The organism is Oxynema aestuarii AP17 (assembly GCF_012295525.1).
Lineage (GTDB): Bacteria > Cyanobacteriota > Cyanobacteriia > Cyanobacteriales > Laspinemataceae > Oxynema > Oxynema aestuarii.
In genome coordinates, this window is record NZ_CP051167.1 from 6,168,584 (window position 1) to 6,193,458 (window position 24,875).

At 50.4% G+C, this 24,875-nt stretch carries 21 protein-coding genes and 1 pseudogene; 6 read left to right on the forward strand and 16 right to left on the reverse strand.

Annotated elements, in window-relative coordinates; translation table 11 throughout:
- Nucleotides 1-140 precede the first annotated feature (140 nt).
- A complete protein-coding gene (gene bioU / locus HCG48_RS24655) occupies nucleotides 141-1,169 on the reverse strand; it encodes a (S)-8-amino-7-oxononanoate synthase BioU (RefSeq protein ID WP_168572065.1) in 1,029 nt (342 codons plus the stop codon).
- Between the two features lie 461 nt (nucleotides 1,170-1,630).
- On the opposite strand from bioU, the gene HCG48_RS24660 reads away from it, so the two are divergent.
- From HCG48_RS24660 to HCG48_RS24670, 3 genes are read left to right on the forward strand one after another with little or no spacing between them, the layout of a single operon-like run.
- Complete coding sequence (locus tag HCG48_RS24660) at nucleotides 1,631-1,840, forward strand: DUF2997 domain-containing protein (RefSeq protein WP_168571545.1); 210 nt, start codon at nucleotides 1,631-1,633, stop codon at nucleotides 1,838-1,840.
- A 52-nt stretch (nucleotides 1,841-1,892) separates the two neighbouring features.
- Nucleotides 1,893-2,279 (forward strand): DUF1257 domain-containing protein, encoded by a 387-nt coding sequence (locus HCG48_RS24665; RefSeq protein ID WP_168571546.1) that lies wholly within the window; start codon nucleotides 1,893-1,895, stop codon nucleotides 2,277-2,279.
- Nucleotides 2,279-2,743, forward strand: a complete 465-nt coding sequence (locus tag HCG48_RS24670) for a ferredoxin (protein WP_168571547.1) — start codon at nucleotides 2,279-2,281, stop codon at nucleotides 2,741-2,743. Before HCG48_RS24665 ends, HCG48_RS24670 begins: the two co-directional genes overlap by 1 nt.
- A 149-nt stretch (nucleotides 2,744-2,892) precedes the next feature.
- Here HCG48_RS24670 and HCG48_RS24675 read toward each other — a convergent pair whose 3' ends face one another.
- The 9 genes and pseudogenes from HCG48_RS24675 to HCG48_RS26975 form a co-directional block, all read right to left on the reverse strand.
- Nucleotides 2,893-3,483, reverse strand: a complete 591-nt coding sequence (locus HCG48_RS24675) for a hypothetical protein (protein ID WP_168571548.1) — start codon at nucleotides 3,481-3,483, stop codon at nucleotides 2,893-2,895.
- Nucleotides 3,484-3,547: 64 nt separating this feature from the next.
- The gene (locus tag HCG48_RS24680; RefSeq protein ID WP_210437127.1) at nucleotides 3,548-4,669 is read right to left on the reverse strand and encodes a type II secretion system F family protein; all 1,122 of its coding nucleotides are present in this window, start codon (nucleotides 4,667-4,669) and stop codon (nucleotides 3,548-3,550) included.
- A gap of 277 nt (nucleotides 4,670-4,946) precedes the next feature.
- Complete coding sequence (locus HCG48_RS24685) at nucleotides 4,947-6,044, reverse strand: type IV pilus twitching motility protein PilT (RefSeq protein WP_168571549.1); 1,098 nt, start codon at nucleotides 6,042-6,044, stop codon at nucleotides 4,947-4,949.
- Between the two features lie 41 nt (nucleotides 6,045-6,085).
- A complete protein-coding gene (locus tag HCG48_RS24690; RefSeq protein WP_168571550.1) occupies nucleotides 6,086-6,250 on the reverse strand; it encodes a hypothetical protein in 165 nt (54 codons plus the stop codon).
- A gap of 16 nt (nucleotides 6,251-6,266) precedes the next feature.
- Nucleotides 6,267-8,279: a GspE/PulE family protein gene (locus HCG48_RS24695; protein WP_168571551.1), complete on the reverse strand. Its 2,013-nt coding sequence runs from the start codon at nucleotides 8,277-8,279 to the stop codon at nucleotides 6,267-6,269.
- Between the two features lie 79 nt (nucleotides 8,280-8,358).
- A complete protein-coding gene (locus tag HCG48_RS24700; RefSeq protein WP_168571552.1) occupies nucleotides 8,359-8,601 on the reverse strand; it encodes a hypothetical protein in 243 nt (80 codons plus the stop codon).
- 307 nt (nucleotides 8,602-8,908) lie between these two features.
- Nucleotides 8,909-9,484: a guanylate kinase gene (gmk, locus tag HCG48_RS24705; protein ID WP_168571553.1), complete on the reverse strand. Its 576-nt coding sequence runs from the start codon at nucleotides 9,482-9,484 to the stop codon at nucleotides 8,909-8,911.
- A gap of 125 nt (nucleotides 9,485-9,609) precedes the next feature.
- Nucleotides 9,610-9,870, reverse strand: a complete 261-nt coding sequence (remA, locus tag HCG48_RS24710; protein ID WP_168572067.1) for an extracellular matrix/biofilm regulator RemA — start codon at nucleotides 9,868-9,870, stop codon at nucleotides 9,610-9,612.
- A gap of 186 nt (nucleotides 9,871-10,056) precedes the next feature.
- Nucleotides 10,057-10,221 (reverse strand): annotated as a pseudogene (locus HCG48_RS26975) (extracellular matrix/biofilm biosynthesis regulator RemA family protein); the annotation flags it as partial.
- Nucleotides 10,222-10,413: 192 nt separating this feature from the next.
- Here HCG48_RS26975 and HCG48_RS24720 point away from each other — a divergent pair.
- Nucleotides 10,414-12,174 (forward strand): Rqc2 family fibronectin-binding protein, encoded by a 1,761-nt coding sequence (locus HCG48_RS24720; RefSeq protein WP_168571554.1) that lies wholly within the window; start codon nucleotides 10,414-10,416, stop codon nucleotides 12,172-12,174.
- A gap of 252 nt (nucleotides 12,175-12,426) precedes the next feature.
- On the opposite strand, the gene dndE is transcribed toward HCG48_RS24720, so the two are convergent.
- The 5 genes from dndE to dndB all read right to left on the reverse strand — a co-directional run bounded on the left by dndE (nucleotide 12,427) and on the right by dndB (nucleotide 18,681).
- Complete coding sequence (dndE, locus tag HCG48_RS24725; RefSeq protein WP_168571555.1) at nucleotides 12,427-12,846, reverse strand: DNA sulfur modification protein DndE; 420 nt, start codon at nucleotides 12,844-12,846, stop codon at nucleotides 12,427-12,429.
- A 60-nt stretch (nucleotides 12,847-12,906) separates the two neighbouring features.
- Nucleotides 12,907-14,901, reverse strand: a complete 1,995-nt coding sequence (gene dndD / locus HCG48_RS24730) for a DNA sulfur modification protein DndD (RefSeq protein ID WP_168571556.1) — start codon at nucleotides 14,899-14,901, stop codon at nucleotides 12,907-12,909.
- A gap of 107 nt (nucleotides 14,902-15,008) precedes the next feature.
- The gene (dndC, locus tag HCG48_RS24735; protein ID WP_210437128.1) at nucleotides 15,009-16,583 is read right to left on the reverse strand and encodes a DNA phosphorothioation system sulfurtransferase DndC; all 1,575 of its coding nucleotides are present in this window, start codon (nucleotides 16,581-16,583) and stop codon (nucleotides 15,009-15,011) included.
- 21 nt (nucleotides 16,584-16,604) lie between these two features.
- Entirely contained in the window at nucleotides 16,605-17,582 is a 978-nt protein-coding gene (locus HCG48_RS24740; protein ID WP_168571558.1) for an HNH endonuclease, read from the reverse strand.
- A 16-nt stretch (nucleotides 17,583-17,598) separates the two neighbouring features.
- Nucleotides 17,599-18,681: a DNA sulfur modification protein DndB gene (dndB, locus tag HCG48_RS24745; protein WP_168571559.1), complete on the reverse strand. Its 1,083-nt coding sequence runs from the start codon at nucleotides 18,679-18,681 to the stop codon at nucleotides 17,599-17,601.
- Nucleotides 18,682-18,936: 255 nt separating this feature from the next.
- On the opposite strand from dndB, the gene HCG48_RS24750 reads away from it, so the two are divergent.
- Together HCG48_RS24750 and HCG48_RS24755 are read left to right on the forward strand one after the other, a co-directional pair.
- Nucleotides 18,937-20,535, forward strand: coding sequence for a DGQHR domain-containing protein (locus HCG48_RS24750; protein WP_168572068.1), 1,599 nt, complete (start codon nucleotides 18,937-18,939; stop codon nucleotides 20,533-20,535).
- A gap of 546 nt (nucleotides 20,536-21,081) precedes the next feature.
- Entirely contained in the window at nucleotides 21,082-23,412 is a 2,331-nt protein-coding gene (locus HCG48_RS24755) for a S8 family serine peptidase (protein WP_168571560.1), read from the forward strand.
- Here the strand turns inward: HCG48_RS24755 and larC are convergent, their stop codons facing one another.
- Entirely contained in the window at nucleotides 23,413-24,729 is a 1,317-nt protein-coding gene (larC, locus tag HCG48_RS24760; protein WP_168571561.1) for a nickel pincer cofactor biosynthesis protein LarC, read from the reverse strand.
- Nucleotides 24,730-24,875: the final 146 nt, after the last annotated feature.

Below are 24,875 nucleotides of genomic sequence, written 5' to 3' on the forward strand. Positions count from 1 at the left end.
CCATTTCGGGATCGAGACGGATCCGGGAACGGCGATCGTCAAGCCGTTATTGGCTACTCTGTCAGCTACTATGTGCAAAATTGTGGCAGACCGGAGGCGCTCGCCCTCGGTTGCAGTTTGAGCGCAGTTTGAGCGCAGTTTTAGCGCACGAACTGGGGCATGACTTCCGCCGCCGTATACAAGCCGTACAGTCCGCGCCGATGCAAGGCGATCCCCGCTTTGAGATAGCCGAACGCCGGACCGCAAACATTCGCCGCCATGCTGGTTTCGTCGCCGAGGGTGAAGGTATGGCTCGACTGCTTGCCTTCAAAGGTGCGCCCGGTGATGCGAACGTTGGTGCTTAAGGGTTTTTTCGGGTTGCGGGTATCGACGACGCCGCCGACGGTGACGCGATCGCGCGGGCAAATCCCGGCTAATTCGAGCATGATATCGTCGGCGTGTTCCATATTTTCCAAGGTGATTTTGCCGTCGGTGCGATCGAGGAGTGCCTCGACTTCGGCATCGCTCATCGCCATCGCCGTATCGACGTCATAACCGCTCATATGGGCGATATCTTCTCGGATCGTGGCGCGGTAGGCGTCCCAATTGGCAATCCCGACGCCGAAGGTAATTTTAACCTCGTGGATTTCGGCATAGCTTTGGGCGGCGATCGCCGCCGCCGCCGTCAGCAGTCCGGGGGTGGCGCCGCAGCCGCTCATATACACGATCCCGGCTTCGGCGAGTTCGTCTCGCAAGGCGAGCATCTGTTCGAGGGCGCTGGTCCGTTTGAGCGCGTCCACGAGAACCCCACGCCAGCCCGAAGCGATAAATTGCCGGACGACGGACGCCATAAAGGTATTGGGCAAGTTCGGCAGGGCGAGGAAGTAGCCGTCTACTTGGGGGGCGCGCGCCAGTAATTCGGCAATACTGTCGTGGGCGAGGACCCCGCCGGGTTCGAGATGGCCCAGGGAACCTCGATCGCGGTAGATTTGGATGCACTCGTCGGGATTCAAGCCTTCGGGGTTGTAGGCATAGCCTTGTTTGTCCGCAGCCGCCACCCAAATCATTTCCCGTTTGGGGGCGAGAACGCGACTGGCGGCCTGTCCCAAGCCCCCGAAGCCCAAAACGCCGATTTTGAGGGGTTGGATGGGGTTGGCATCGGAAGCGGGGGTCGGCTGTTGAGAACTCATGTGCTGGACACTCATCGCGGATTTTTTTGAAGTCAACAAACCTTCATTATCTCTCTCGATGCGAACCCCAACCCAACGGCGATCGCCAAAAAATTGCCCGACTGTCCCCGGAAGCTGAAAAATTGTCCGTCGATCTCAAGGATTGTAAACAACGATCGCGTGTTCGCGGTCGGGTCGGCTCGGCTCGGCGACGGCGGCGATCGTCGATGGACTCGATTGAGTGGCGCTTGCCATCTAGGCTTGACGGATTGAGGAAGTTAAGCGAAACTGAATCGAAGATTGAGTATGATACTCTGATAAGTAATAATTTTTGTTAACATCTGACTCGAAATGATTCAGTTAGTCACAATAAGTTTAATCCGGACTAACTGTGCGTCGAGTCTCCCGACCAGATTTTTCGTTGAGGCATCCCTGCAAAGGAGATGTTCCATATTGGTATATTCTCTAGCATCGCTAAGCGGATGGAAACACTCGAATTTATTATTTATCCCGATGGCCGCGTTCAGGAGAAAGTCACTGGCATAGTCGGTGCCTCTTGTGCGGAAGTCACGGCGGCGATCGAAGCGCAACTCGGACAAGTTCTCCATCAAGAAACGACGTCCGAATATTTCAACACCACCGTCGAACAGTCGGCCAGCGTCCAAGCTCGGGCGGCTTATAGCGATTGGTAAATGTTTTTCCGGTTGTCCATTTAGATTCACCTTCGTTGATTAGCAAGCAACTATGTCTCATTTCAGCCAAATCAAAACCCAAATTCGGAATTTAACATCTTTGCAAGCCGCTTTAACCGAGATGGGGATCGACTGGAAAGAAGGTCCGAGAGCAGTACGCGGCTATAAGGGTCAAACTTATCAAGCCGAAGTGGCGATCGAACAAGAAAACGGTTATGACCTCGGTTTTAGCTGGAATGGCGAGCAGTACGAACTCGTTGCCGACCTCCAGTTTTGGCAGCAACCTTGGACGGTCAATCGGTTTATTAATGAAGTGACCCAGCGCTATGCCTACCAAACCGTCGTCGGCGAAACGAGCAAGCAAGGGTTTCAAATTGCCGAGCAGCAGAAAAATGAAGATGGTTCGATTCGGGTCGTGTTGCAACGCTGGGGGGGATAATGACGGACTTGACTAACTCTGAGATCGCCGATACGCCAGAGCGTTCGGGTCTGGAGCCAGAGTTAGGCGGTCTTCTGCGCGATACTCCCGATCGCACGGGTTTCGAGCCGGAATTGGGCGGAAGCCTACGCGAAAAAGGGGTTTACGTAGACGAACCCACCTGCATTGGTTGCAAGCACTGCGCTCACGTCGCTCGCAATACGTTTTACATTGAAGAGGATTACGGGCGATCGCGCGTCATCCGTCAAGATGGCGACCCGGAAGACGTGATTCAAGAGGCGATCGATACCTGTCCGGTGGATTGCATTCACTGGGTAGACTATCGCGAACTCAAGCAACTCGAACAAGAGCGGCAATATCAGGTCATCCCGATTGCTGGATTTCCCGCCGAACAAGGGATTTCTTCGGTCGCCACCCGTCGTAAGAAAGAACGAGCGAAGAAATCTAAACCTCGAACTCTTTAGCGGTGGCGATAGGGGGATCCCCCTTCCCGAAATCTGGCTAAAAACAATCCCCAATCACTCGCCGTGATTGGGGATTGTTCGTAAAGCTTGTTTGGGGAGAGGCGTTGGGAGGAGATCGTCCCAACCTTCCCAGTCTCATGACCTAGATTTTATTCTGGAGAACTCAAAATTTCCTCTGACGATTCTTGAGGGTCTTCCTCGGGAACCGATACGGTTTTCTGCACGAGGAAAGGAAGGGCGGCGCCAGTTAAGCCGCGTCGAATCCGTTCCGGTGTTTCTTCAAAAATCACAAACAGTGGATAGATCGAATCGCTGCCTTCGCCAATAATGTATTGGTAGTGCAACGGCATGATCCATTCGTATCCGTGACTGAGCCATAACTGAGTCTGGCGCCAGCGACGGAGCAAACTCGAAAAGTCTTCGCCGGGACGGTGGATGAATACAAAGATTTCCTCACCCATTTTGACTTTCCACTCCGGATCGCACATTAAAATCGCGATCTCGCAGGGTAAACCGATGACTTCTCCTTGACTGGCGGTCAATCCGGTCGGACTGCTCGGAGAAACGGGTTCGCGGATGCGAATATTGGGTAAAGGGATGGTGATCAAGCTCTCTTGCGCGCGCCGCATACTCGGCATCATTTCCAAGTAAGGGCGATATTGCTTCAACAGCAAGATCGCATTTTCACAGTTGCTATATTCCGCTAGCAACTGTTCGTAATGATATTGTTTGACAGGCATTGTTTTTCACTCGCTCGCGATCGCATGGACGTAAGTCGTACTCCACTAAATTTTGGACATTCTTTTAGCCGAGTTTGTCGAAAACTGCAAACATGGGCAGGTACATCGACATCAAAATCGAACCGACTAAGGCCGCAATCCCGACCATCATGATCGGTTCTAAGGTACTGGTCAAGCCTTTGACTGCTTGTTCGACTTCATCCTCGTAGAAATCTCCCACTTTCGAGAGCATTTTATCGAGTTCCCCCGTTTCTTCCCCAATTCTCATCATCGAAATGGCCATTCCAGGAAAGACGTTGGCGCGATCGAACGCTTCGGTGAGGCTTCCCCCTTGGGCGACTTCGTCTTGAGCACCTAAAATGGCATAGCTAATGACTTTATTGCCTGCGGTTCGCGCGACGATCTCGAAACTCGATAACATCGGAACCCCCGCTCCCGTTAACATAGAGAAGGTATTGCAAAAACGGGCAACGGCTGCCAATTTGAGCAAATTTCCGACTAACGGCAGTTTTAAAAATAAGCCGTCAAAGAACAGACAACCTTGTTCTGTTTTATAGATAGTTTTGAAGAGAAAAACGACTCCAAAAATTATTCCGACCAAAACCAGCATTTTTCTCCAATCCGTAGTAAAAGAACTGATGGCTAACATGAATTGGGTAAATGCGGGTAATTCGGCACCTAAATCTACGAAAATATCCGCAAACGTGGGTAGCAAGAAGGTAGTCATGCCGTAGAAGACCAGAACGGCGATCGTGCCGACGGCTTTCGGATAAGCCGATGCCGATTTAATTTCGTTTTGTAGCTTGGCCGATTTTTCCAGGGCGATCGCGAGGCGGTTGAGTACCATGTCAAGCACCCCACCAATTTCCCCTGATTCGACCATCGCACAGTAAAGATCGTCAAAAATATCCGGGTATTTTGCCATAGAAACGGACAAACTCACCCCGGTTTCAATATCAACTTTAATCTGTCTGAGTGCTTTTCTCAGTTTGGGGTTTTCCGTGGTGTCTGCGAGGGTAGATAGGGCTTTGCCTAACGCCACCCCGGCATTAAACATCACAGATAGTTGTCGCGAGAAAACGGCTTTATCTTTAACGGTCAGTTTGGCCAGAGCAATATTAAGATTCTCTTCAAACTCGGCTAAATTAAAGCCTTTAGATTTTGAAGATGCTGCATCGATGGTCATGGTTTACCTCGTAATAGACTTGAGCTTTTAGAATGCTTCAAGTAAATGGTGATAATGCCTCTTGATGATGCTTATTTTTGTCGATTTTTTGTCACGATCGCCCGTCTTCAATGCGATTAAAATTAGAGACCAATCTAGAGAAAGAGAGTTCATTGTAAAGACGGTTAAGATTGCTATCCTTTCAAATAGGAAAATATCCAATTCATCGACGAACTGAAAAGCGCGATCGCCTTTACCTACAACGAGAGAGCAAAGCCAATCGCGCTCGAATGGCCAACTAACCCGCCCTACCCGCTTTCGCCGCCGGAGCCGAGCCAATTAAGCGTTCGAGTTCGTCAGCTTTCACCGCTTTACTCATCGCCGCTTCCCAACTAACTTTCCCTTCCTTATAAAGTTTGGCTAAAGCCATTTCCATCGTCTGCATTCCCAGTTTCATTCCCGTTTGGATCGAGGAATAAATCATGGGTGTTTTTCCTTCTTTGATCAAGTTGCCAATGGCCGGAGTATTGACCAAAATTTCTTGGGCGCAAACGCGACCGCCGCCAATTTTAGGAATTAAGTTTTGACTGCAAATCCCCACCAAAGAAATCCCTAACTGGGCGCGAATTTGCGGTTTGACTTCTGCCGGGAATACGTCTAGCATCCGATCCACCGTACCGGAAGCCGAATTCGTGTGCAGGGTTCCCATGACCAAGTGACCCGTTTCTGCTGCCGATACCGCCAGGGAAATCGTCTCGAAGTCGCGCATTTCACCTACGAGGATGATATCCGGATCCTGTCGCAACGCGCCTTTGAGGGCATTGGCAAAGCTTTTCGTATCTTCTCCTTTTTGGCGTTGGTGGAACAAACTCTTAATATTGGGAAACACGTACTCGATCGGATCTTCTACGGTAAGAATATGTTCCGATCGCGTCCGGTTGACCAAATCGAGCAGGGCCGCCATCGTCGTCGTTTTCCCCGAACCCGTCTGTCCGGTGACCAACAACATCCCCCGGGGGCGTTCGGTCATTTCTCGCAACACCATCGGCACCCCGAGTTTGTCCGCATTGGGAATCGTGGAACCCAAGGCCCGCAAGCACGACGCCCAGCAGCCACGTTCTCGGTAGACATTCACCCGAAATCGGGCCAATCCTTTCACCCCATAGGCGCAGTCGAGGTCCCAATTCTGCTCCAAATGTTTGCGTTGTTGGTTGTTGAGCATTTGGAAAATCACTTGCTGGGCGTCTTCTGGCGCCAGCGCTTCGCCAAATTGGGGCTGCGGGGTTAGTTTTCCGTGAATGCGAAAGAAAATCGGCGCTCCAGCTTGGATGTGGATGTCCGAGCCTCCTTGTTCGACCAAAGACTCCATGATGTCTTCAATAATCAGACCTGGCATAGTCGTCTTATCTCCCAAAAGCTTTATTCTAAGTTGACGAATCAGCCTATCTGCGGCGTATTGCGCGCTCTAGACTGGCGATCGGCTCGGGAATGGATCTCGAACGCCGAGTGCCACTCCCACAAACCGCGACCCTTGCGGACGATGCCGCCCGGGGAAGGAACGGTCGAGCCGAGGTAAAGGCTGCATCGCGAGCTTGCATTCACCTCGGTGGCGTCGTCCTCAATCTTGGAAACGCGGGGTCAAACAATAAGGACAGTCGAGCCATTCTTGCTGTAGTCCCGCTCCACAATTTTTACAGGTTAAAGCGCTCTTGCGCTTCGCCCTCAATTCGGCTTCGAGACCCGTGTCGGTGTAGGTGACGCGATCGACTTCTTCAAAGGTAGTCATCCCTTGACGGACTAAGTTAATACTGTACGGCAGGAGGGAAACCATGCCTTCTTCCACCGCTTTTTCCTTAATCCGTTCGGTCGGCGCCCCTTGGGTAATCAACTCGGCAACCGCTTCGGTATTCTTGAGGATTTCGTAAACCCCAACCCGTCCTTTATAACCACTGCCGCCGCATTTAGGACAGAGGTTTCCGCTACTGGCTGCGGCTTTGCGTTCTCCCGCAGAAACGACGCGGGCTTTGTAAAAGTCGATATTCGTTTCTTGAGCGGCACTCAAGCCATAACGGGCCAGTTCCTCTTTGTCCGGGTGGTAGGGTTCGCGGCATTCGCTACAGACCCGACGCATCAAGCGTTGTGCCGACACTCCGATCAATGCCCCGGCGACCATGAACGGTTCGACGCCCATTTCGTCCAAACGGGCGATCGCCCCGGCAGCATCGTTCGTGTGCAAAGTCGTCAGCACCAAGTGACCCGTCAGGGCTGCCTCGATCGCCGCTTTGGCCGTTTCTCGGTCGCGAGTCTCACCCACCAGAATGATATCCGGGTCTTGCCGCATGAACGCCCGCAACAGCGCTTCAAAGTCCAATCCTTTCGCCCGAATCACCTGACATTGGGTAATCCCGGGCAAGGCATATTCGATCGGGTCTTCGGCAGTACTGATATTCACTTCCGGGCTGTTGCGTTCCGCCAACACCGAGTATAGGGAGGTCGATTTCCCCGAACCCGTCGGCCCGGTCACCAGAATCAGTCCGAAGGGACGACTGGCAAACTCGCGCATTTTTGCCAGGGCTTCCGGTTCGCTAATCAACTTATCGAGACCGAGTTGGGTGCTGGAGTTGTCTAAAATCCGCAAACAAAGTTTTTCGCCGTAGCGACTCGGCAGGCAGTTGACCCGAAAGTCTACGGTGCGTCCTTGGAAAATCCGCCGAATCCGACCGTCTTGGGCATTGCGGCGTTCGGCAATATCTAAATCCGAGATAATTTTGAATCGAGACGTAATTGCCGGAACGATTTTCTTCGGTAAGCGGGCAAATTCTTGCAGTACCCCGTCTTTGCGCATCCGAATCCGCAGGAATTCTTCTTGCGGTTCGACGTGAATGTCCGATACCCCGTCGGAAAGGGCTTTGGCGAGAATTTTGTTGACCGTATTGACGATCGGTGCTTCTTGGGCGCCGCGCAAGGCTGCGTCCAAGTTCATCTCGTCGCCGTCGTCGTCGGCTTCGTCGAGTTCTTCGTCTACGGTTTCAAAGGCGTCTGCATTGAGAGACAGGTCGAGCTTGTTGGCTTGAGCGGCGGCTGCCGCGCCTTTTTGAGCTTGTTCGTCGGAATATTGTTTGAGGAGTTGTTCGTAGTCTTCCGGGGCGATAACTTGCTTTCTGAGGGCGAGTCCTTGCCGCCGCAAGATTTGGTTAATTTCGTCGAGGGCGTCGAGTTTGTCGGGATCGACCATGGCCACCGACAGGGATGGGGGTTGGGTGTCGTTGCGGCTCAAGGGGATGACCCGGTGACGACGGCAAACGTCGAGGGCGATGACGTTTTCCATCAGCTCGGCGAGCTGTTCGTTGGAAATCTCGTTGATTTCCGGATCGACGGCTTCGACGCCGTAAAGGATTTTGAGTTCGAATAATTGTTGTTTTTTGTACTGGCGCAACAATTCCGGTGGAAGTTGTTTGCCCGTGATACTTTCTAGAACTTCTGTAAGTGGGCGACCTGACTTGCGGCTTTCTATTTGCGCTCGCTGGATTTGGTCGCGATCGGCATATCCAGCTTGGATGAGTTTGTTGCCGAAAGGGGAAAAGTTACTCTGAACGACTAGCGCACGTCGCTGCGATGAGAAATTAGTCATGGCCGATCGATGAGATATCCTTTTTTAGTATGCCCATAAGTTGTGGGAAATTGCCCGGAGTGCCGAGGTGGCCTCTGGGCTATTTTGACGGTAACTCGGCGATCGATCGGCTCTGGAGTGGTTTCGGGGCTTGAACGAAACCCAAGCGGCGATCTCCGAGGACGATCGGCGCGTGGTGCAAGTCGTCACGATCGCACTTGTCCTGTACGTTCGATCGCGGCGATCGCCAAGCACGCCAACCGACGGTAGCGCTCGAAGGGTTGGCACGAACCGAATCGGATCGTTGGCAAATCTGTGCTAACTCGCCTCGGCCAGTCAGCATCTGGATGAATCGAGCATCGAGAATCACCTGTTGCAGTGATTCTCTTTTGCCCCCATCTTAGCACTTGGTTTTCCCTTTCCTGGAGAGCGATCCCGCCGAGGGCCATCCGGGAAATCTCGCAGCACGGATGACTCTCGGGCGGTGGCGTGCGCTTCGATCGCGCCTGTTGCACGGTGGCGAGGGCGAAACGCCGATTTTGTTCTGATTTCCAACTTTTCTCAACCCACGGGCAAACGGCCCGATCGCGCGCGGACGCAGCGATCGCCTTGCCCAGCTTCGGACTCGTTCGCCGCTCGCTCGTGGGTTGCTATTGGACGCGACCGGCGGGAACGACGGCGAATAATGCCGCTTCCAGGGCGGCGATCGCGCGATCGAAGTCGTCGTTGATAATTTTTAGGTCGAATTCGTCAGCCGCCGCGATTTCGGCTTTGGCCCGTTGCAAGCGTCGGGCGATCGCCGCCTCCGAATCTTGTCCGCGCGCGCGGATGCGCCGTTCCAACTCTTCCTCGGACGGGGGCAAAATAAAAATCTGCATCCCTTCGGGAAAGGTCTTTCTCACTTGTCGCGCCCCTTCTAATTCGATTTCGAGCACGACGAACTTCCCTTCGGCGATCGCCCGTTCCACGGGTTGGCGCGGCGTTCCGTAATAATTCCCGGCAAACTCGGCCCATTCGAGCAGTTGACCCTCGGCGACCATGGTTTCAAATCGATCGCGACTGACAAAATAATAATGATGTCCGTTAATTTCTCCCGGACGCGGGGGACGGGTCGTGGCGGAAATAGATAAGTAGAGGTCGGGATGTTTGTCGAGCAGCGATCGCAACAGGGTTCCTTTCCCGACTCCACTCGGTCCGGCGAATACAATCAATTTACCAGTTTGCATGGGTTTCGAGCGGTTTCGATCCTTTGTCTTGACGGTTTTCATGGGGGTCGATCGAGGGTCGTTTGCCGCTTGGAAACGACGAACGAGAAAACTTTTCAAGGGTAAAGGATCGATTCTACCAACTTCTAACTCCCATGACCATCTTTATGAGCAACGAAGCGATTCGCCACGGTCTCCGGCTGGATGGCTGAAAGGATCACGTGGCTCGAATCCATGACGATCACGGCGCGGGTTCGGCGTCCGTAGGTGGCATCGATCAGGCGGTTGCCTTCCCGGGCTTCCGTAATAATCCGCTTGATCGGCGCCGACTCGGGACTGACGATCGCGACCACGCGGTTCGCCGATACAATGTTCCCAAAACCGATATTAATTAACTGAATATCCATACACACTAAATCCCTAGCCGAGTAAAAGTTTTGTGGAAATGTATTTTGGTCGATGACAAAACGACGGGCGATCGTTTCGGGCTGGATGTAAGAGAGGAAAATTGGATTATCGTCAAGAGATGGCTGGAAATTGGTTTTTTTAAAAGTGAACCCGGGGTTGTCCGTCGCACTCGCCTGGGTAATAATCACAGCCCGCGTTCGACGACCTTGGGTTTCGTCAATCAGTCGTTGATTCTCCCGAGCGGCGTTGATGATACGCTTAATGGGGGCAGAATCAGGACTGAGGATGGCCAGAACCTGCTTGGCACTGACGAGGTTACCAAAACCGATCTTGATAAGTTGAAGATCCATAACCTGCTGAGGGCTTAGCCAAGGTCGCCCCAAGAAACATCTAATTTCAATCTTATCGACAAAAATTTTGGCTTACAAGGTTAAAAAGCGCGAAAAGCTTGATTTACAACATTTTCTCAGCTTTTTTTAACTATTTTAACTGTTTCAGATTTTGGGCTTTCCCTATTGCGTTCGGTTTGAGATGCTTTCCCCATGCAACCCGTTGATTTGACCACGCTTACGGCAGCTTGTAGCGAACTGCGCGCCACCTGGTTACCCGCCCGGGTCGAACAGGTGTACCAGCGCGATCGCCACACGGTTCATTTGGCTTTACGCACCCTGGAAAAACGGGGCTGGCTGACCCTTTCCTGGCACCCCCAGGCGGCCCGCATTCATATCGGCGAACCGCCGCCGCGTACCCCGGATACGTTTACGTTTAGCGACCAATTACGCCACCAACTCAACGGGTTGGCGTGGGTGGCGATCGCCCCCCTCGATCCTTGGGAACGCGCCCTCGATTTACAGTTTGCCCGACGTCCCGGGGAACCCGTTCTCTGGCATCTCTATGTCGAAATTATGGGCAAGCGCAGTAACGCGATCTTGACCGATCGCGACGATCGCATCGTCACTGCCGCCCACCAAGTTAGCGAAAAACAATCCAGTTTGCGCCCCATTTTAACCGGACAGCCCTATGAGGTTCCTCCGGCCCTCGACGATCCGATCCCGAGTTTGGCCGAATCGCGCGATCGCTGGCAGGAACGTGTCGGTTTGATCCCCGGCCCGATCGCCCGTCAGTTGCTCAAAAGCTATCGGGGCTTGAGTTCGCGGCTGACTCGGACGATGGCGATCGCCGCCGGGATCGACCCGCAACAGTCTACCGATCTCCTCGACGAGGTCGCTTGGGGTCGCCTGTTCGATCGCTGGCAAGATTGGCTCAAAGGGTTGGAGGCTTGCCGTCAGGGGGATTTATCCCATCTGGATCCGCGATCGTCGGGCAAGGGGTACACGGTGTTGAAGTGGGATCGGGTCGAACCTCAAAGGGAAAGCGAAACGGCGCCTTCGGTACAAGCGCTGCTCGATCGCTACTACGGCGAAACCCTCGCCCGCCAAAGTTTCGAGCAACTCCACCATCAACTCAGTCAAAAAGTTGCCCAAGTTCTCCTTAAAGTGAATGCGAAAGAACGAGGATTCCGCGATCGTCTCGGCGAGTCCGAGGCGGCGGACGAATATCGGCAAAAAGCGGATTTATTGATGGCGTCGTTGCATCGTTGGCAACCGGGAATGCAAACGATTACCCTCGACGATTTCGCCACGGGAAACCCGGTAAAGATCGTCCTCAATCCCGAAAAAAATGCGGTGCAAAATGCCCAAGCTCTTTACAAGCAACACCAAAAACTCAAACGGGCGAAACAGGCGGTCGAACCGTTGTTAGCCCAAGTTGTGGCGGAACGGAATTATTTAGAACAGGTGGAAGTGGCGATTTCCCAAGTTGAGGACTATCGCGACCCGTCGGATTTGGAAACTCTCGAAGATATCCGCGAGGAGTTGGTGCAACAAGGTTATCTCGCCGCAGGCGATCGGCGATCGCGCGATCGCTCCCCAGACGCCGACTTCTACCGCTACAGATCCCCCAACGGCTTCGAGTTAGTCGTCGGACGCAACAACCGTCAAAATGATTTACTCAGTTTTAGGATTGCCGGAGATTACGATTTGTGGTTTCATACACAGGAGATCCCCGGCAGTCACGCCCTCTTGCGCCTCAAACCTGGCGCCGTCGCCGACGAAGCGGACTTGCAGTTTGCCGCCGACTGGGCCGCTTACTACAGTCGCGCCCGTCAAAGCGATGCCGTTCCCGTGGTCTACACCGAGCCGAAATACGTCTACAAGCCCAAAGGCGCCCAGCCGGGAATGGCGATTTACAAGCACGAACGGGTTATTTGGGGACGCCCTCAACGGCGATCGCGCCACGATTGAGGCAGCAAAACTGGGGAAAATTTATCAAAATTTATCGAAATGCCCCGTTTTGATAAAAATCCCTGACAATAGTAAAGTTTTGTAACAAAAATATCCGTATCTGCTGCTACAATTAAGTCTAAGGGAAAGATAAAGGAAATACAACCTCGCTGCAAGTTTGGGAACGCGCAGTTAGGATTTCCTCATTTGACAACGACAACGCAACGTTTATTGGTTCGGCGATCGACACTCTTGGGAGAGGTCGATCGTTTTTTATTTCTTAGTTTTGCGGAGGCGATCGGGTTTTTCCGTATGGGTCGCTAAGGCGATTAAATCTTCAATTTTTTTCAGGTCCGGATCTCCAGCGAGATAACCGATTCCGCGATGAAGGTGGAGGCGAAATTGGGTGGCGAGGGTCTCGCGATCGCATCCCAAACCATCATTTTGACAGCGTTGTTTGAGGGCGGCGAGGAGGATCTCGGACAAATCCCCGCCAAACACCCGCCAACTCATTTCGACATTACTATCGGCGGGAATTGGAATCGGCGACGGGATACTCGGTTCGGCGAGAGAACGGCAAAAAGCCCAGCGACAAATAATATTCCACTGGTCAATTTTGGTATAACGTTTGAGTTTAGTCAGTTGATCTTTCGCGGTTTGCGAGAGTTTGATTTGTTTGATCGGGGGTTCCATTGCTTGAAGTTGATTTAAACAGTAGACGATCGATCTTTGAAGGCGATCGGGCGATGGTTTTTAGTCTTCGTTCCAGAAATAGCCCTCTTTTACCGTCGTCTGACGTTTTTTAGGGTCGTATTTCAATAAATATTCGCGGGCGATCGAGCCTTGTTCGCGCAATAGGCTAACCTCTTTTTTACCAATTTCCGTATCGGTAGATAGCAATAAGACTTGATGGGAAGCTGAGGGAAAATAGCGCTCGATTAAATTATGACGGTGGGAAGAATCTAAACGTCCTAATGGCGTATCGATCGCCACGGGTAACTGACGACCGGACACCCGCGCCAATCCCCACAAAAAGGCGATCGCCAGTAACTGTTTTTCTCCCGCAGAAAGGCGATGTTTGGGGACGGGTTGACCTTGGTTGTCGTAGAGAGAAAGGGCAAAGCTATCGGTGGCGATCGCCACTCGATGGACGAGATCGGATTTATGGAGTAAGTAGCGAAAACATTCGGTAATTTCTATTTCTAATTTATTTAATTTCTTCAACGTCAGCCGTTCTTTAAACAGTTTCAAGGTATGTTGAACTTTCGCCGACGCCCGAATCAGGTGTTCGTCTTGTTCTCGTTCTAAAGCGGTGTTGGCGTAATCGGCTAAATCTTTTTTGAGGGCTTCTATTTTTGCTTCCGCTTCGTTACAGCGTCGTTGTCCTCGTTCGTAATTTGCCGTTGCTTTAACTAGGTCGGCTTGGGTTTCATTCACTGCTTGTTGTAATTGTTCGTAAATCTCCGGAGAAGGGGCGGCGGCGATTTCTCGTTCTTTATTGTCGAGATCGAGTTCGACTTGGTAGAGGGTTTTGAGGGTTTCGTCTCCAAAATTGACGAAATCGGGGAGTTCTTTTTGGAGTAAAATAGAAAGGCGATCGCGGGTTTCTTCATCGAGATGCAGCCAAATATCTTCGTCGGAACCGATCGCCTCGTGGAGTTGGCGGTCTTCTTCTTCTAAAAAGGCTTTAATTTTAGCGAGTTGTTTGGAATTGACTTTAATTTCTTCAATATATTGCAAGAGGCGATCGCCACGTTGTTTGACTAAATCTTGGGCATTTTTTGCCTGGTATTGTTTCGTTTCGCGATCGCTTTGTTCTTCCATTTGATGCAATAACGGTTCGATTAACGCCAGGGGTAAACTACTGGAAGATAGTTCTACCAGTAATTGGCGCGATCGCTCGATCTTGCCTTCCAAGCGGCGTTTTTCGTGTTCTAGGGTCGTCCGTTCTGCTGCGATTTTACCCCCTTCGGAGATATATTTAAAATAGGCTTCTCTTTGAGCAGTTTCGGCGCGATCGAGGGCGTTTTTTAACGAGGATAAATCTTGTTTGGCCGCGTCTAATTCTTCTCGATATTGGTTCATTTTTACTTCCATTTCATCGAGATCGGCCAACTCTTTCGCGTTCGCCCACTTCTTCCTTTTTCGGCGCACTAAAATATCTAAATCGACCGCTAACCGTTCGGCGAGTTCGAGTCCGAGTAGAAACTTAATCGACCCGACAACCGCCGGAGGAGGGATTTCCTGTTCGGCGAGTTCTTTAACTTGTTCGCCGTCAAATAGAAATAAATTAGAAATGCCTAACGGTAACAAGTTTTCGATATATTCGTCCCAGGTATTGGTTAAATAGTCGTTTTTCCAATAATCTTCTTCAAAAATTCCCAGGGTATCTTTACCATCTTTGGGGCTTTTCGTCCAGTGACGAATGATTTGTAAATCGATGAGGCGATCGTCTTCAATATGTTGAAAGACTAATTCAATTTGCGTTCTTTCTCCCAAAGGAGTGTGGCGATTGACGCATTGGGAAAGAAAGTCACTATAACTTAAATTGCCTCGGGTCGAACATTGGGCCCGTTGTCCGTAAAGGGCGAGGCGAATTGCATCCATCAGCGTTGTTTTTCCGCCACCATTCATTCCCCCAAATAAAATAATGGGGCGAGTTTCGCCTTCCGTTCCCGGGGTTAAATCGATGGTTTGTTTTCCGACGTAGGGACCGAAGTTGTGGAGGACGAGTTGACGAAAAATCATGAGATTCGATGTCCGATCGAAAATTGCACGAAACAGCATTAAAACCCGCCCGGGCGGGTTTTAGGAGGTGAAATTAATTGTAGATGAATTCTGGAAGTCTGGATAACTTAGTTATCTTCTGGGGAAGGATTTTCTAAGTTCGCTTTACCAAATTTCTTTTGCGCCCAAGTTAGTTGAATTTCTTTGACGTTGGTAATGCTTCCATCATCCACGGCAGTTTTCAGATCCCGCTTACTATGAGCATTTTTAATTGCTTCCTCGCGATCGCGCGAACTGGTTTCAAAGCAATTTTCGATCGCCTCATAAATCCCAATTCGGCGGGCTTTGGTTTGATATTGATATTCCGTTCCCAGCAGTTTAGACATCAATTCGAGGTGCATGGCGTCCTCGTCGCAGAGGTCTTTTAAGGTTTCCCATTCATCGCCGCCGAGTAGTTTTTTAGAAGTTCCCAAGCGAACATCTTTAAAGGGTTCTCCGGTGACTTCCTCGTAAATCTGGGGAAGGCGATCGTCAAATTCGTGTTTTTCTTCCAACCAGATTCGACGAATTTCGCTGAGTTCTTCCTCAGTAATCAAGGTAATATCGCGCATATCTTCCGGCGCATTTTCCCTCAATTGAATCTGTGCTTCTAACACCCGACGCAACAAATATTCCCGATATTCCTTTTTATAAGGTCCGGGCATTGGTTCGACTGAGGTTTTGCCTTCTAAATTTCGTTCAAATAATTCTACTTTTCCATAAATTCTGCGAAAATCTCGCCTTTCCCGATCGTTATACAGATCTAATTCATTGCGAATATCTAATAGAGGCTGTAACCACTCTTTTTCTTCATCATTTTGGATCATTGCCTCCATTGATTTATCCTTATTAACCATCGTACAGACCCAGCAACCAAAACGAGAATCACCACAACTGGGAGTAGAGGCATCAATAACGAGAGGGCATTCTGTATCGGCGGTTGCCCCTCGATACATCGAAAATAAATCCTTATTACTATATCCCCAAGGATTCCGCCATTGATTTAAATACAGCCAAACTTCATCAGTACGCCAATCTTCAATAGGTAAATAAATCAGTGAATTTGGACGGTTAGGATTCGTATTTAGGTGATCTCGGACTCTCCAATTTCGATGTTTAGCCATATTCATCGATCTTTGAACACTTTCTGCTTTCCGAGTTCCTAAAATTAGGATAACTTCTCCACTCGATCGGATGACCGATCGAATGAAAGAGTCTGTAGGTAAAATTTTTAAGCGTTCAGTACACCACCTGAATCGTTTTCTAGGGGCTGGGTAACCTTTACCAATTAAGCAAGACCAAAATCTATCCTTAGCAGCCGGATAAGTTAAGTGTGGTTCAATAGGCATTTGTTGTTCTAGGGCTGCTATCTTCATTTGGGATAAGGAATTGCGTACCCAAGTTGAAACAACAGGATTTTCTACTAAAGTATCATTAGTAGCAACATATATAGTTTTTTTTCGCTCCTCTACTGGTAAGCTAGAAATTGCATACCAAATAATTTGTAAAGTGGCGGTACTATCTTTACCCCCTGAATAGCCGACACACCAAGGAATTTCGTCCCCACAGTACAATTCTTGAATTTCTTTAGTTAATTCCTCAGTATGTTTTATAAAATCTGCTGTTGTTCTATTTTGAAATAAAGACAGTTCTTCAGAATTCATCACTAATTAAATTAGGTTTACTTATGATTTAAATATATTTACTCTATGCCAAGATAAAGCATCAAGACTGGGAAAATATTTTTGAGAATTGGGCAAAATAATTGCCTCGCCTACAAAATCACTAATTGGTCTTGCATAAGGTGAATCTTCTTGTAAATCATTAGTTACTATTATTTTATAATCATCGTCTATAGAAAACCACCCTTTATCAAAAGCCCAATGATGATTTTTACATAAAGACAAACCATTATTTATTTTATTATCATAAAATCGCCCATAAGGTTTGATATGCGCCCCATCTACAATTGTTTGACTTAGGGAACGCATAACTTTCAAACGACATAAAGCACATCGGTAATCATAAATATGAATTATAGATTTGCGAAAAAAAGCATCTCTAATTAGAGAACGTCGAAAACTATACTTTTTTTCTTGTCGATCCCTTTCATTTTCTAATTGTAAATTTTTGGAATCCTCCTGTTCTGATACATAATCTTGTAATTCTTGATTTATATTTAGAATCTCTTCTAACTTATTTTGTTTTGCTGAGAACCATGTGTCTACTAAAACATCAATCAGTTCAGTTCTTGATTCTGGATCTTCCAAAATGCTGAAAAGCTCATCATCCAGACTTGCAAAATCAACATCATGTTTGATTTTCGGTATTGATTGAGGCCGACCACCTTCATATCGATCGCTGAATTTTAAATGCCAAAATTTCCCTGTTTCATTTTTTAAGTGAAAAAAAGGCAGTGCAAAATCACTACTTTTAAATTTTCCTTTCTCAAGAATTTCCCAATATTTTCTGAAGGATTCAATTAATTCATCGGTTATAAAAATGCGATTTTCTTGAATAATATCTTGGGCAATTAAATCGATAACAGACAAAATCAAAATGGGTTTATTTAGTGCTTTACCCAAGTAAACTTGTAAATTAGAAAAACACTCAGAATAATAGGCAAGGTTACGATAAATAGATTGCGATTCTGTGTCGGCCATTTTCCTCAATTCTCCCTCAAAGCCGATCGCCCAATAACTGCTTTTCTTCTACAGTCAAAGGCAATTCAAGATGCTGTTTGAGATATGCACTTAAATAACTGATACTCGCCAAACCCTGACAAATACGACCTTCAAACACTACCCGATCGCGCCAATCTTTATTCGATCGCGACCAATCGATCGCGCCTAAACCTGCCAAACGATCGCCCCAACTTTTTCGGTCAGTTGCTAATAGCGACAATCCCACCAACCCCAACGCAGTTAACACAATTCCATGACCGTGTAAAGAATCTTCGCGCAATTCCCGGGCGCTAATTTGCCGATCGCACGCCAAACGCCAATCGGGAATCGACTGCGCCACCCGAGACCAAAACGCGATCGCCAATTCTACCGGATCTTCTCCTTCCTGTAAATCGATCTCATCTTCCAACAACTGCGCCGTGGCGCGGTATAAACCCGTCAGAGTAAACAATTTCGCCGATCGCACCGGGATGTGACTGCGTTCGGTTTCCGTCAACTTGGCGAACACCTCCACCCGATCCAAGATCCCTCGGGTTACCACCGCCAAACGATCGCGCCGATTGTATAACACCGACAAAGACGGATCCGGTCGCACCGCGTGGGCGTTGAGGTCGTTAAAGACTTCCTGCGATCGCGCCAAACCCAAATCCAGAAAGAAGATCGCCGCGATCGTCTCGTAGCCCAAATCGGGATTTTCCTTTAACGCCAACTCCAGCGCCGCCCTTCGGTGTTGTCCGTCATCAATGGTAAATCGGGCGTCCATCGGAACCCGCAATCGCCCCATTTTTCGCTCTTCTGCCTTTTCTCCCATCGGTTCAAAAGCGACCTCGCCATCAATGGACGCCGTAATCGCACAAAACGTATAAGTTTCGGGATTCTCTAAAATATAACGGGCAATTTGCCGCACCCGCGCTGTATTGAGATGGCGCCGCGATCGCGCTTGGGGCGGATTGTTCTCTCCCTCCAAGGGGAATAACTTCGGCAAAAACCGCACGGGACACATAGAAACATAATATTCCCGTCCCGCCTGAATCCCCCGAATCGCAGGTAAAACGTATTCAAACGTAGTCGTCGTCATCTCTTTACCTCCTCGGCGATCGCGCGGAACGCGGATGTGAGAATTTTAATCCCTCACGGGAGGGCGCTATCGGTTTGGTGAAGCCGAAAAATAGAGTCCCGATACTTCTTGACAAATACTTTGAGTTGTGCATATCGAGGACGAGTGGCTCTTCTTCGATCCTATCACTCAATTTTTAAAAACTAATGTTGAATCTTAAATTTTTTAGTGATACTTTTTAAAAACTTAATCGTCCCCCGCACCCAACAGCCCCAGATGACCCGAAAATCCGACCCGAACGACGATCTCGGCGCTTCCATCGAACAGCACGATCGCCGCGATCGCCAGCACCTCGCCCTCCTGCTCGATCGCTATGTAGGACAGCGCGATCGCCTCCTCGTGCAAACCACACAAATGGGCAATACCGAAGCTTTTATCGGATCGGTCCCCCTCGAATGGCTCGATTCTCGGGTGCGTTTCGCCTCCCAACTCCCCCTGTTCCGCCAAAAATTCGATTCGCAAAGCGAGAATGTCATCCGCGACAAAGACACCATCGATGAAATCGTCCAACGCCCCCTCGACTGGTCGCGCCAACTACCCCTCACCTTGTACCTCGCCGCCCGCGCCGCCCACAAATTCCCCGCCGTCCTCGTCGTTCTCAGTCCCTCCTGGGTGGACGATCCCGACGCCCCCCAATGGGACAAACGCGGACGGGCTCGCGAATCCGCCGCCCAATTTTTACCCCTCGATAAAGACCGCAATTTGGGGGTATTAGATCTCGACGCCGACACCGCCATTTTTGCCCTGGACGGACAACACCGATTGATGGGAATTCAGGGGTTAATGACCTTACTCAAAACCGGACGACTGCAACGTTATAACAAAAACAAAAAGGCGATCGGTTCCCCCGTCACCACCGACGAAATCGCCGCTCAATACCATCTCAAATCGGGGGCATTGCAACGCCTCGCCGCCGAAAGAATTGCGATCGAATTTATTCCCGCCGTCGAAAAAGGGGAAACCCGAGAAGAAGCCAGACGCCGGGTGCGATCGATTTTCGTCCACGTTAATTTAATGGCGGTCAAACTCAGCAAAGGACAACTCGCCATCCTCAACGAAGACGATGGATTTTCGATCGTCGCCCGTCAGATTGCCGTCAGTCATCCCTTATTTAAAGAAGTGAAAAATCGCAATCCTCGGGTAAATTGGGATAGTGCGACTGTCGCCAGTAAGTCCACCGTGTTGACGACCTTACAAGCGTTGCAAGATATGGCACAACGCTATTTAACTCCCAGATTTCCCCACTGGTATCCCTCGGATAAAAAAGGGTTGATTCCTCTGCGTCCCGAGGATGAAGAACTCGAACTTGGTATCCGAGAATTTAGTAATCTTTTCGATCTGCTAGGGCAATTAGGGAGTTATCAAAAACTGGAAAATGGGATCGAAACTCCAGAATTGCGGCGTTTTTCTCACGAAAAAAGTAAAGGACAAGGAAATCTGTTATTTCGTCCTGTCGGACAAGTAGCCCTCGCCCAAGCTTTAGGCATTGTAATCTTTGAAAAACGCCACAATCCCCTCGAAATTTTCGAGAAACTAGAACGCTTCGATCGCGAGGGCGGTTTCAGTAATATAGAGTTCCCGAAATCTTTATGGTACGGCATTCTTTACAATCCTAACAAACGCCGCATCCTCGTTTCCGGACGGGATTTAGCGAGTCGTTTGATGGTCTACCTTCTGGGAGGATTGGAGAATAACGTCGATATTGGCAATTTACGCCAAGATGTGGCTAAAGCCCGTACTTTTGAAGAAAAAGCGATTAGTTTTGAGGGTAAATTAGTTAAACCCAAAGAGGTTGGCTTACCCGATCCCCTGTAGGAAAAATGGATAGATATAGCGGTTCTCGCAAAGATGCGATCTTTTTGGGGGAGGAGTGCGAGCTTCTAGCTTGCTGTTCAATTAGCGACCTAAAAGCTCCCAGTCATGGATCCATTCTTCCCTCTTTAACTCACCAATTCAAGAAATGCTATAGTCTTGTTAAATAAGTTATATGACTCATAAATTGTAGGGACACGGCAATGCCGTGTCCCTACAGAAGTTTGGCTAATTCAGGAATGATATAGTGCTATTTTTTGCCGATTGCTAAATATTTGCCGAGGTTTAAGTGAGGAAGAAAGAGGAGCATTTCAAGTTAACAACCGTCGAATTTAAGCTGGATTTACTTATAATTTTACCACGATCTTTCTATGATTTTCTCCACACGAATCACAAATGAGAGTGATAAAATAAAAAAAAACTCTTGATTTTTAAACGATCGCGCGATTCTTCTTTGGAGACGCTACGCGATCGCCGTGCTTAAATAAACGCATCGAACCAAGGTTAAAGCTGGAGGGCTGACACGTTAACGTTACCAGCACTGTGACCATGTTAGACATTAGTGATTTATTTAATGAAACTTATTACCTCGGCGCCAATCCCGATGTAGCCAATGCCGTAGCGACGGGAACCTTAGCGAGTGGTTTTCAACATTTTCTCGGTAACGGACAATTTGAAGGACGAGACCCGAGTGTTTTTTTCGATACGGACTTTTACTTAGATCTCTATGTAGATGTCGATCTTGCCGTTTTGTCAGGAAACACGACGGCGATCGCCCATTTTGTGAACTCGGGACAGTTTGAAGGACGCGATCCGATTCGGCAATTTTTTAACGATACTTATTTACTCCGAAATCCCGATGTAGCGGCGGCAGTCGAAGCAGATATTCTAACCGCTTACCAACATTTTATCGAAGCGGGACAGTTTGAAGGACGCGACCCCGGATTCACATTCGACACGAGTTTTTATCTCGAAACCTATCCCGACGTAGCGGCGGCGGTGGCGTCCGGACGCTTGAGCGCGATCGAACATTATCTTCAATTTGGTTTGGTGGAAGGTCGAGAAGCGTTCCCGATTTCGTGGGATATTCCGCTTCCGGAACCGACAGAGGTTCAAGATTTAGGAGTGCTCGGGAGTATCGAAGTTAATGATTTTATTGGGACTTTAAACTCCGAAGATCTGTATGCGTTTCGCTTGGACAGTCCCGGGGAAGTGAGTATTATTCTCGAAAATTTAAGCGCGGATGCGGATTTAGTTTTATATGAAGATTTGAATAACAATCAGCAGCTCGATCTTGGGGAATTATTAGGGTTTTCGGAACAAGTGGGGAATCAAACAGAAACGATCGTCAAAGTTTTACCCCCGGGTAATTATTCGATCGCCGTGCAGCAGTATTCGGGATCGACGAGTTATACCCTGCGGGCGTTCAACCGGGCGATCGCCACTCCCTTAGTGCCGGATAATGCGGGCAATAGCTTAGCACAAGCGCGAGATCTCGGGCCGTTGACGGGGGGACAAACCGTCAGCGATTTTGTCGGCGACCTCGATCGCCTCGATCTGTACCGCTTCACCTTAGACGAAACGAGCGCGATTGACGTAACTTTAGGCGGATTGAGCGCCGATGCGGACTTATTCTTAGTGCAAGATTTCAACCAAGATGGCTTAATCATCGATCGCGTCGAAATTTTAGCGAGTTCGATCGCCGCCAGCAGCAATCCCGAGGCGATTTCCCTGCCCACCTTAGCGCCGGGAACCTTTTACATCGCCGTAGAACAGTATACAGGCAACACCAACTACACCCTGAGCCTGTCCGCCACCCCCACCGTGGGTGTAGATACCCAAACGCCCCTCCCCGGTTTCGATCCCAATTACGGTTTCGGGTTGGTGGATGCGGCGGCAGCCGTGGCGCGGGCGATCGGCGAAACCGTGCCGTTTGCGGACGTTCCCAACCCGATCGCCAATAATTACGGGGCCGACTTGATGCGGGTTCCGGAAGTGTGGAATCGCGGCTTTACCGGGGAAGGGGTTGTCGTGGCGGTACTCGATACGGGAATCGACCTCAAACACCCGGAATTGCAAGGGCGTTTGTGGACGAACGTCGATGAAATTCCCGGGGACGGGATCGATAACGACGGGAACGGCTTTATCGACGATGCCCGTGGTTTCGACTTTGTAGACTTCGACGGCGATCCGGCGATCGCCCTCACCGAGGAACAACACGGAACTCACATCGCCGGAACGATCGCCGCCACCCGGGACGGAATCGACGCAACCACCTTTTTCGGTCAGCCCTTTGACGTGACCGGAATCGCTTACGGGGCAACGATTATGCCCGTGCGGGTCTTGGGGGATCGCCAAACCTTCGACGAATTCGATCGCGCCGTCGCCGACGGGATTCGCTACGCCGTCGATAACGGCGCCCGGGTACTCAACCTCAGCTTGGGCAACCTTCCCGGACAACCGCCCACAGAAAACATCGCCGCCGCCTTGCAATACGCCCGCGATCGCGGGGTCGTCGCCGTTATCGCCGCCGGAAACGAGAAAGATCTCGGGGCGTTCGTCCCCGACGATCCGGCAATTCGGGCCGCCCAAGACCTGGCGATCGCCGTCGGCGCCGTGGATCGCGATCGACGGGTCGCCGAGTTCTCCAACCCCGCCAGCAGTCTCCTCGGCGTTTACGATTTCGTCGTCGCCCCCGGAATTGAAATTCGCTCGATCGTTCCCGCTAATGGCTTCTTGTCTTTAGACGGGACCTCGATGGCGACCCCTCACGTCGCCGGGGTCGTCGCCCTCATGTTACAAGCCAACCCCAACTTAACCCCCGCGCAAGTCGAACAGATCCTCGCCGAAACTGCCAATCCGGAAGGGATCCTGGTGTGATTACTTGCGGGCATACCAAGCTTCTAAGGCACTGCGATGGACTTCCTGCCAGGGGAGACCGCGATCGCGGGCAATTTGGGCGCAGTCCTCGTATTCCGGATGGACGTTGAGGACCGTTCCGGCGGCGTCGGTGGCGACTTTGAGCTGAATTTCGCCATACCTTGTACTCACTTGATGAAATTCTCGGTTTAAAATCGATCGCACCTGCAGCGATCGCCGGATGCCCAAAGTCGTCGTTTCTCGGAACATCACCGTTTCGCAAGCGGTTTGGCGATCGCGCGGACAAATCGCCGTCAGCAGGATCCCGGTGCGGGATTTCTTCATACCGATCGCCTGAGTAAATACATCGACGGCGCCCGCATCGAACAAGCGATCGCAGGTATAGGCGATCGCCTGGGGCGAGAGGTCGTCAATTTGGGTTTCGAGGACACAGATCTCCTCCACCTTCGGATCCCGCCCGTCTGAGGGTTCCGTCGCTTCCCCAACCCACAACTGGAGGATATTCGGTAAAGCTAAATCGAGAGAACCCGCCCCCAATCCGACCCGGGCGATCGCCATCGGCGGCGGCGGACCGAAGGCTTTCGCTAACCTCACCGCGATCGCCGCCCCGGTCGGCGTCACCAACTCCTTCTCGATCCCGTTACTGTACACCGGAACCCGGCGGGATTCGAGCAACTTCAGCACTGCCGGAACCGGAACCGCAAGGCGCCCGTGAGCCACCCACACCGTCCCGCCGCCCGTCGGTAACGGGGAACAGTATAATTCTTCAATTCCCAACCAATCCAAACCCAAACAAGTGCCGACAATATCGACGATCGCATCCGTCGCCCCCACCTCGTGAAAATGCACCCGTTCCGGTTCGACCCCGTGGACCGCCCCTTCCGCCTCGGCGAGTTGGCGAAACACCGCCAGACTCCAGCTTTCCGCCCGTGGGGGCAGTCCCGCCGCCCGAATCATCTCTTCAATTTCCGGTAAATGGCGCGTCGGGGCCGAATGAGAAGCCTGGGGGGAATGCTCGTGGTGGTGACCGTGGTGGTGACCGTGGTGGTGACCGTGGTGGCGATCGTGATGATGCTCGTGGTGATGCTCGTCGGGAAGGTCTGGGGAGACCGTTGCAGTGAGATCGACCTCAAACTTCGTCGCCTGTTGGCCGTTGCGCCGTACCAGCGACGCCGAAAGCTCGTACTCGTCGGCGATTCCCAACTGAGCGAGGCGATCGATAAGGTAGTCTAAAGGAACGCCAGCACTGACCAAAGCGCCGAGACACATATCTCCTGCGATTCCCGTCGGACATTGAAGGTAAGCTATTGTTTTCATAAACGCGACTTTAATTAAAAAGGGGAACACTCACCCGTCTCGGTTTGATTTTCCCTATCTGTTGTTTGAAATTTATTGTTTGAGCTCTATTGTTTGAAATATTGTTTGAAATACTGTTTGAAATCAATGGCGAATGATTGCGAGGT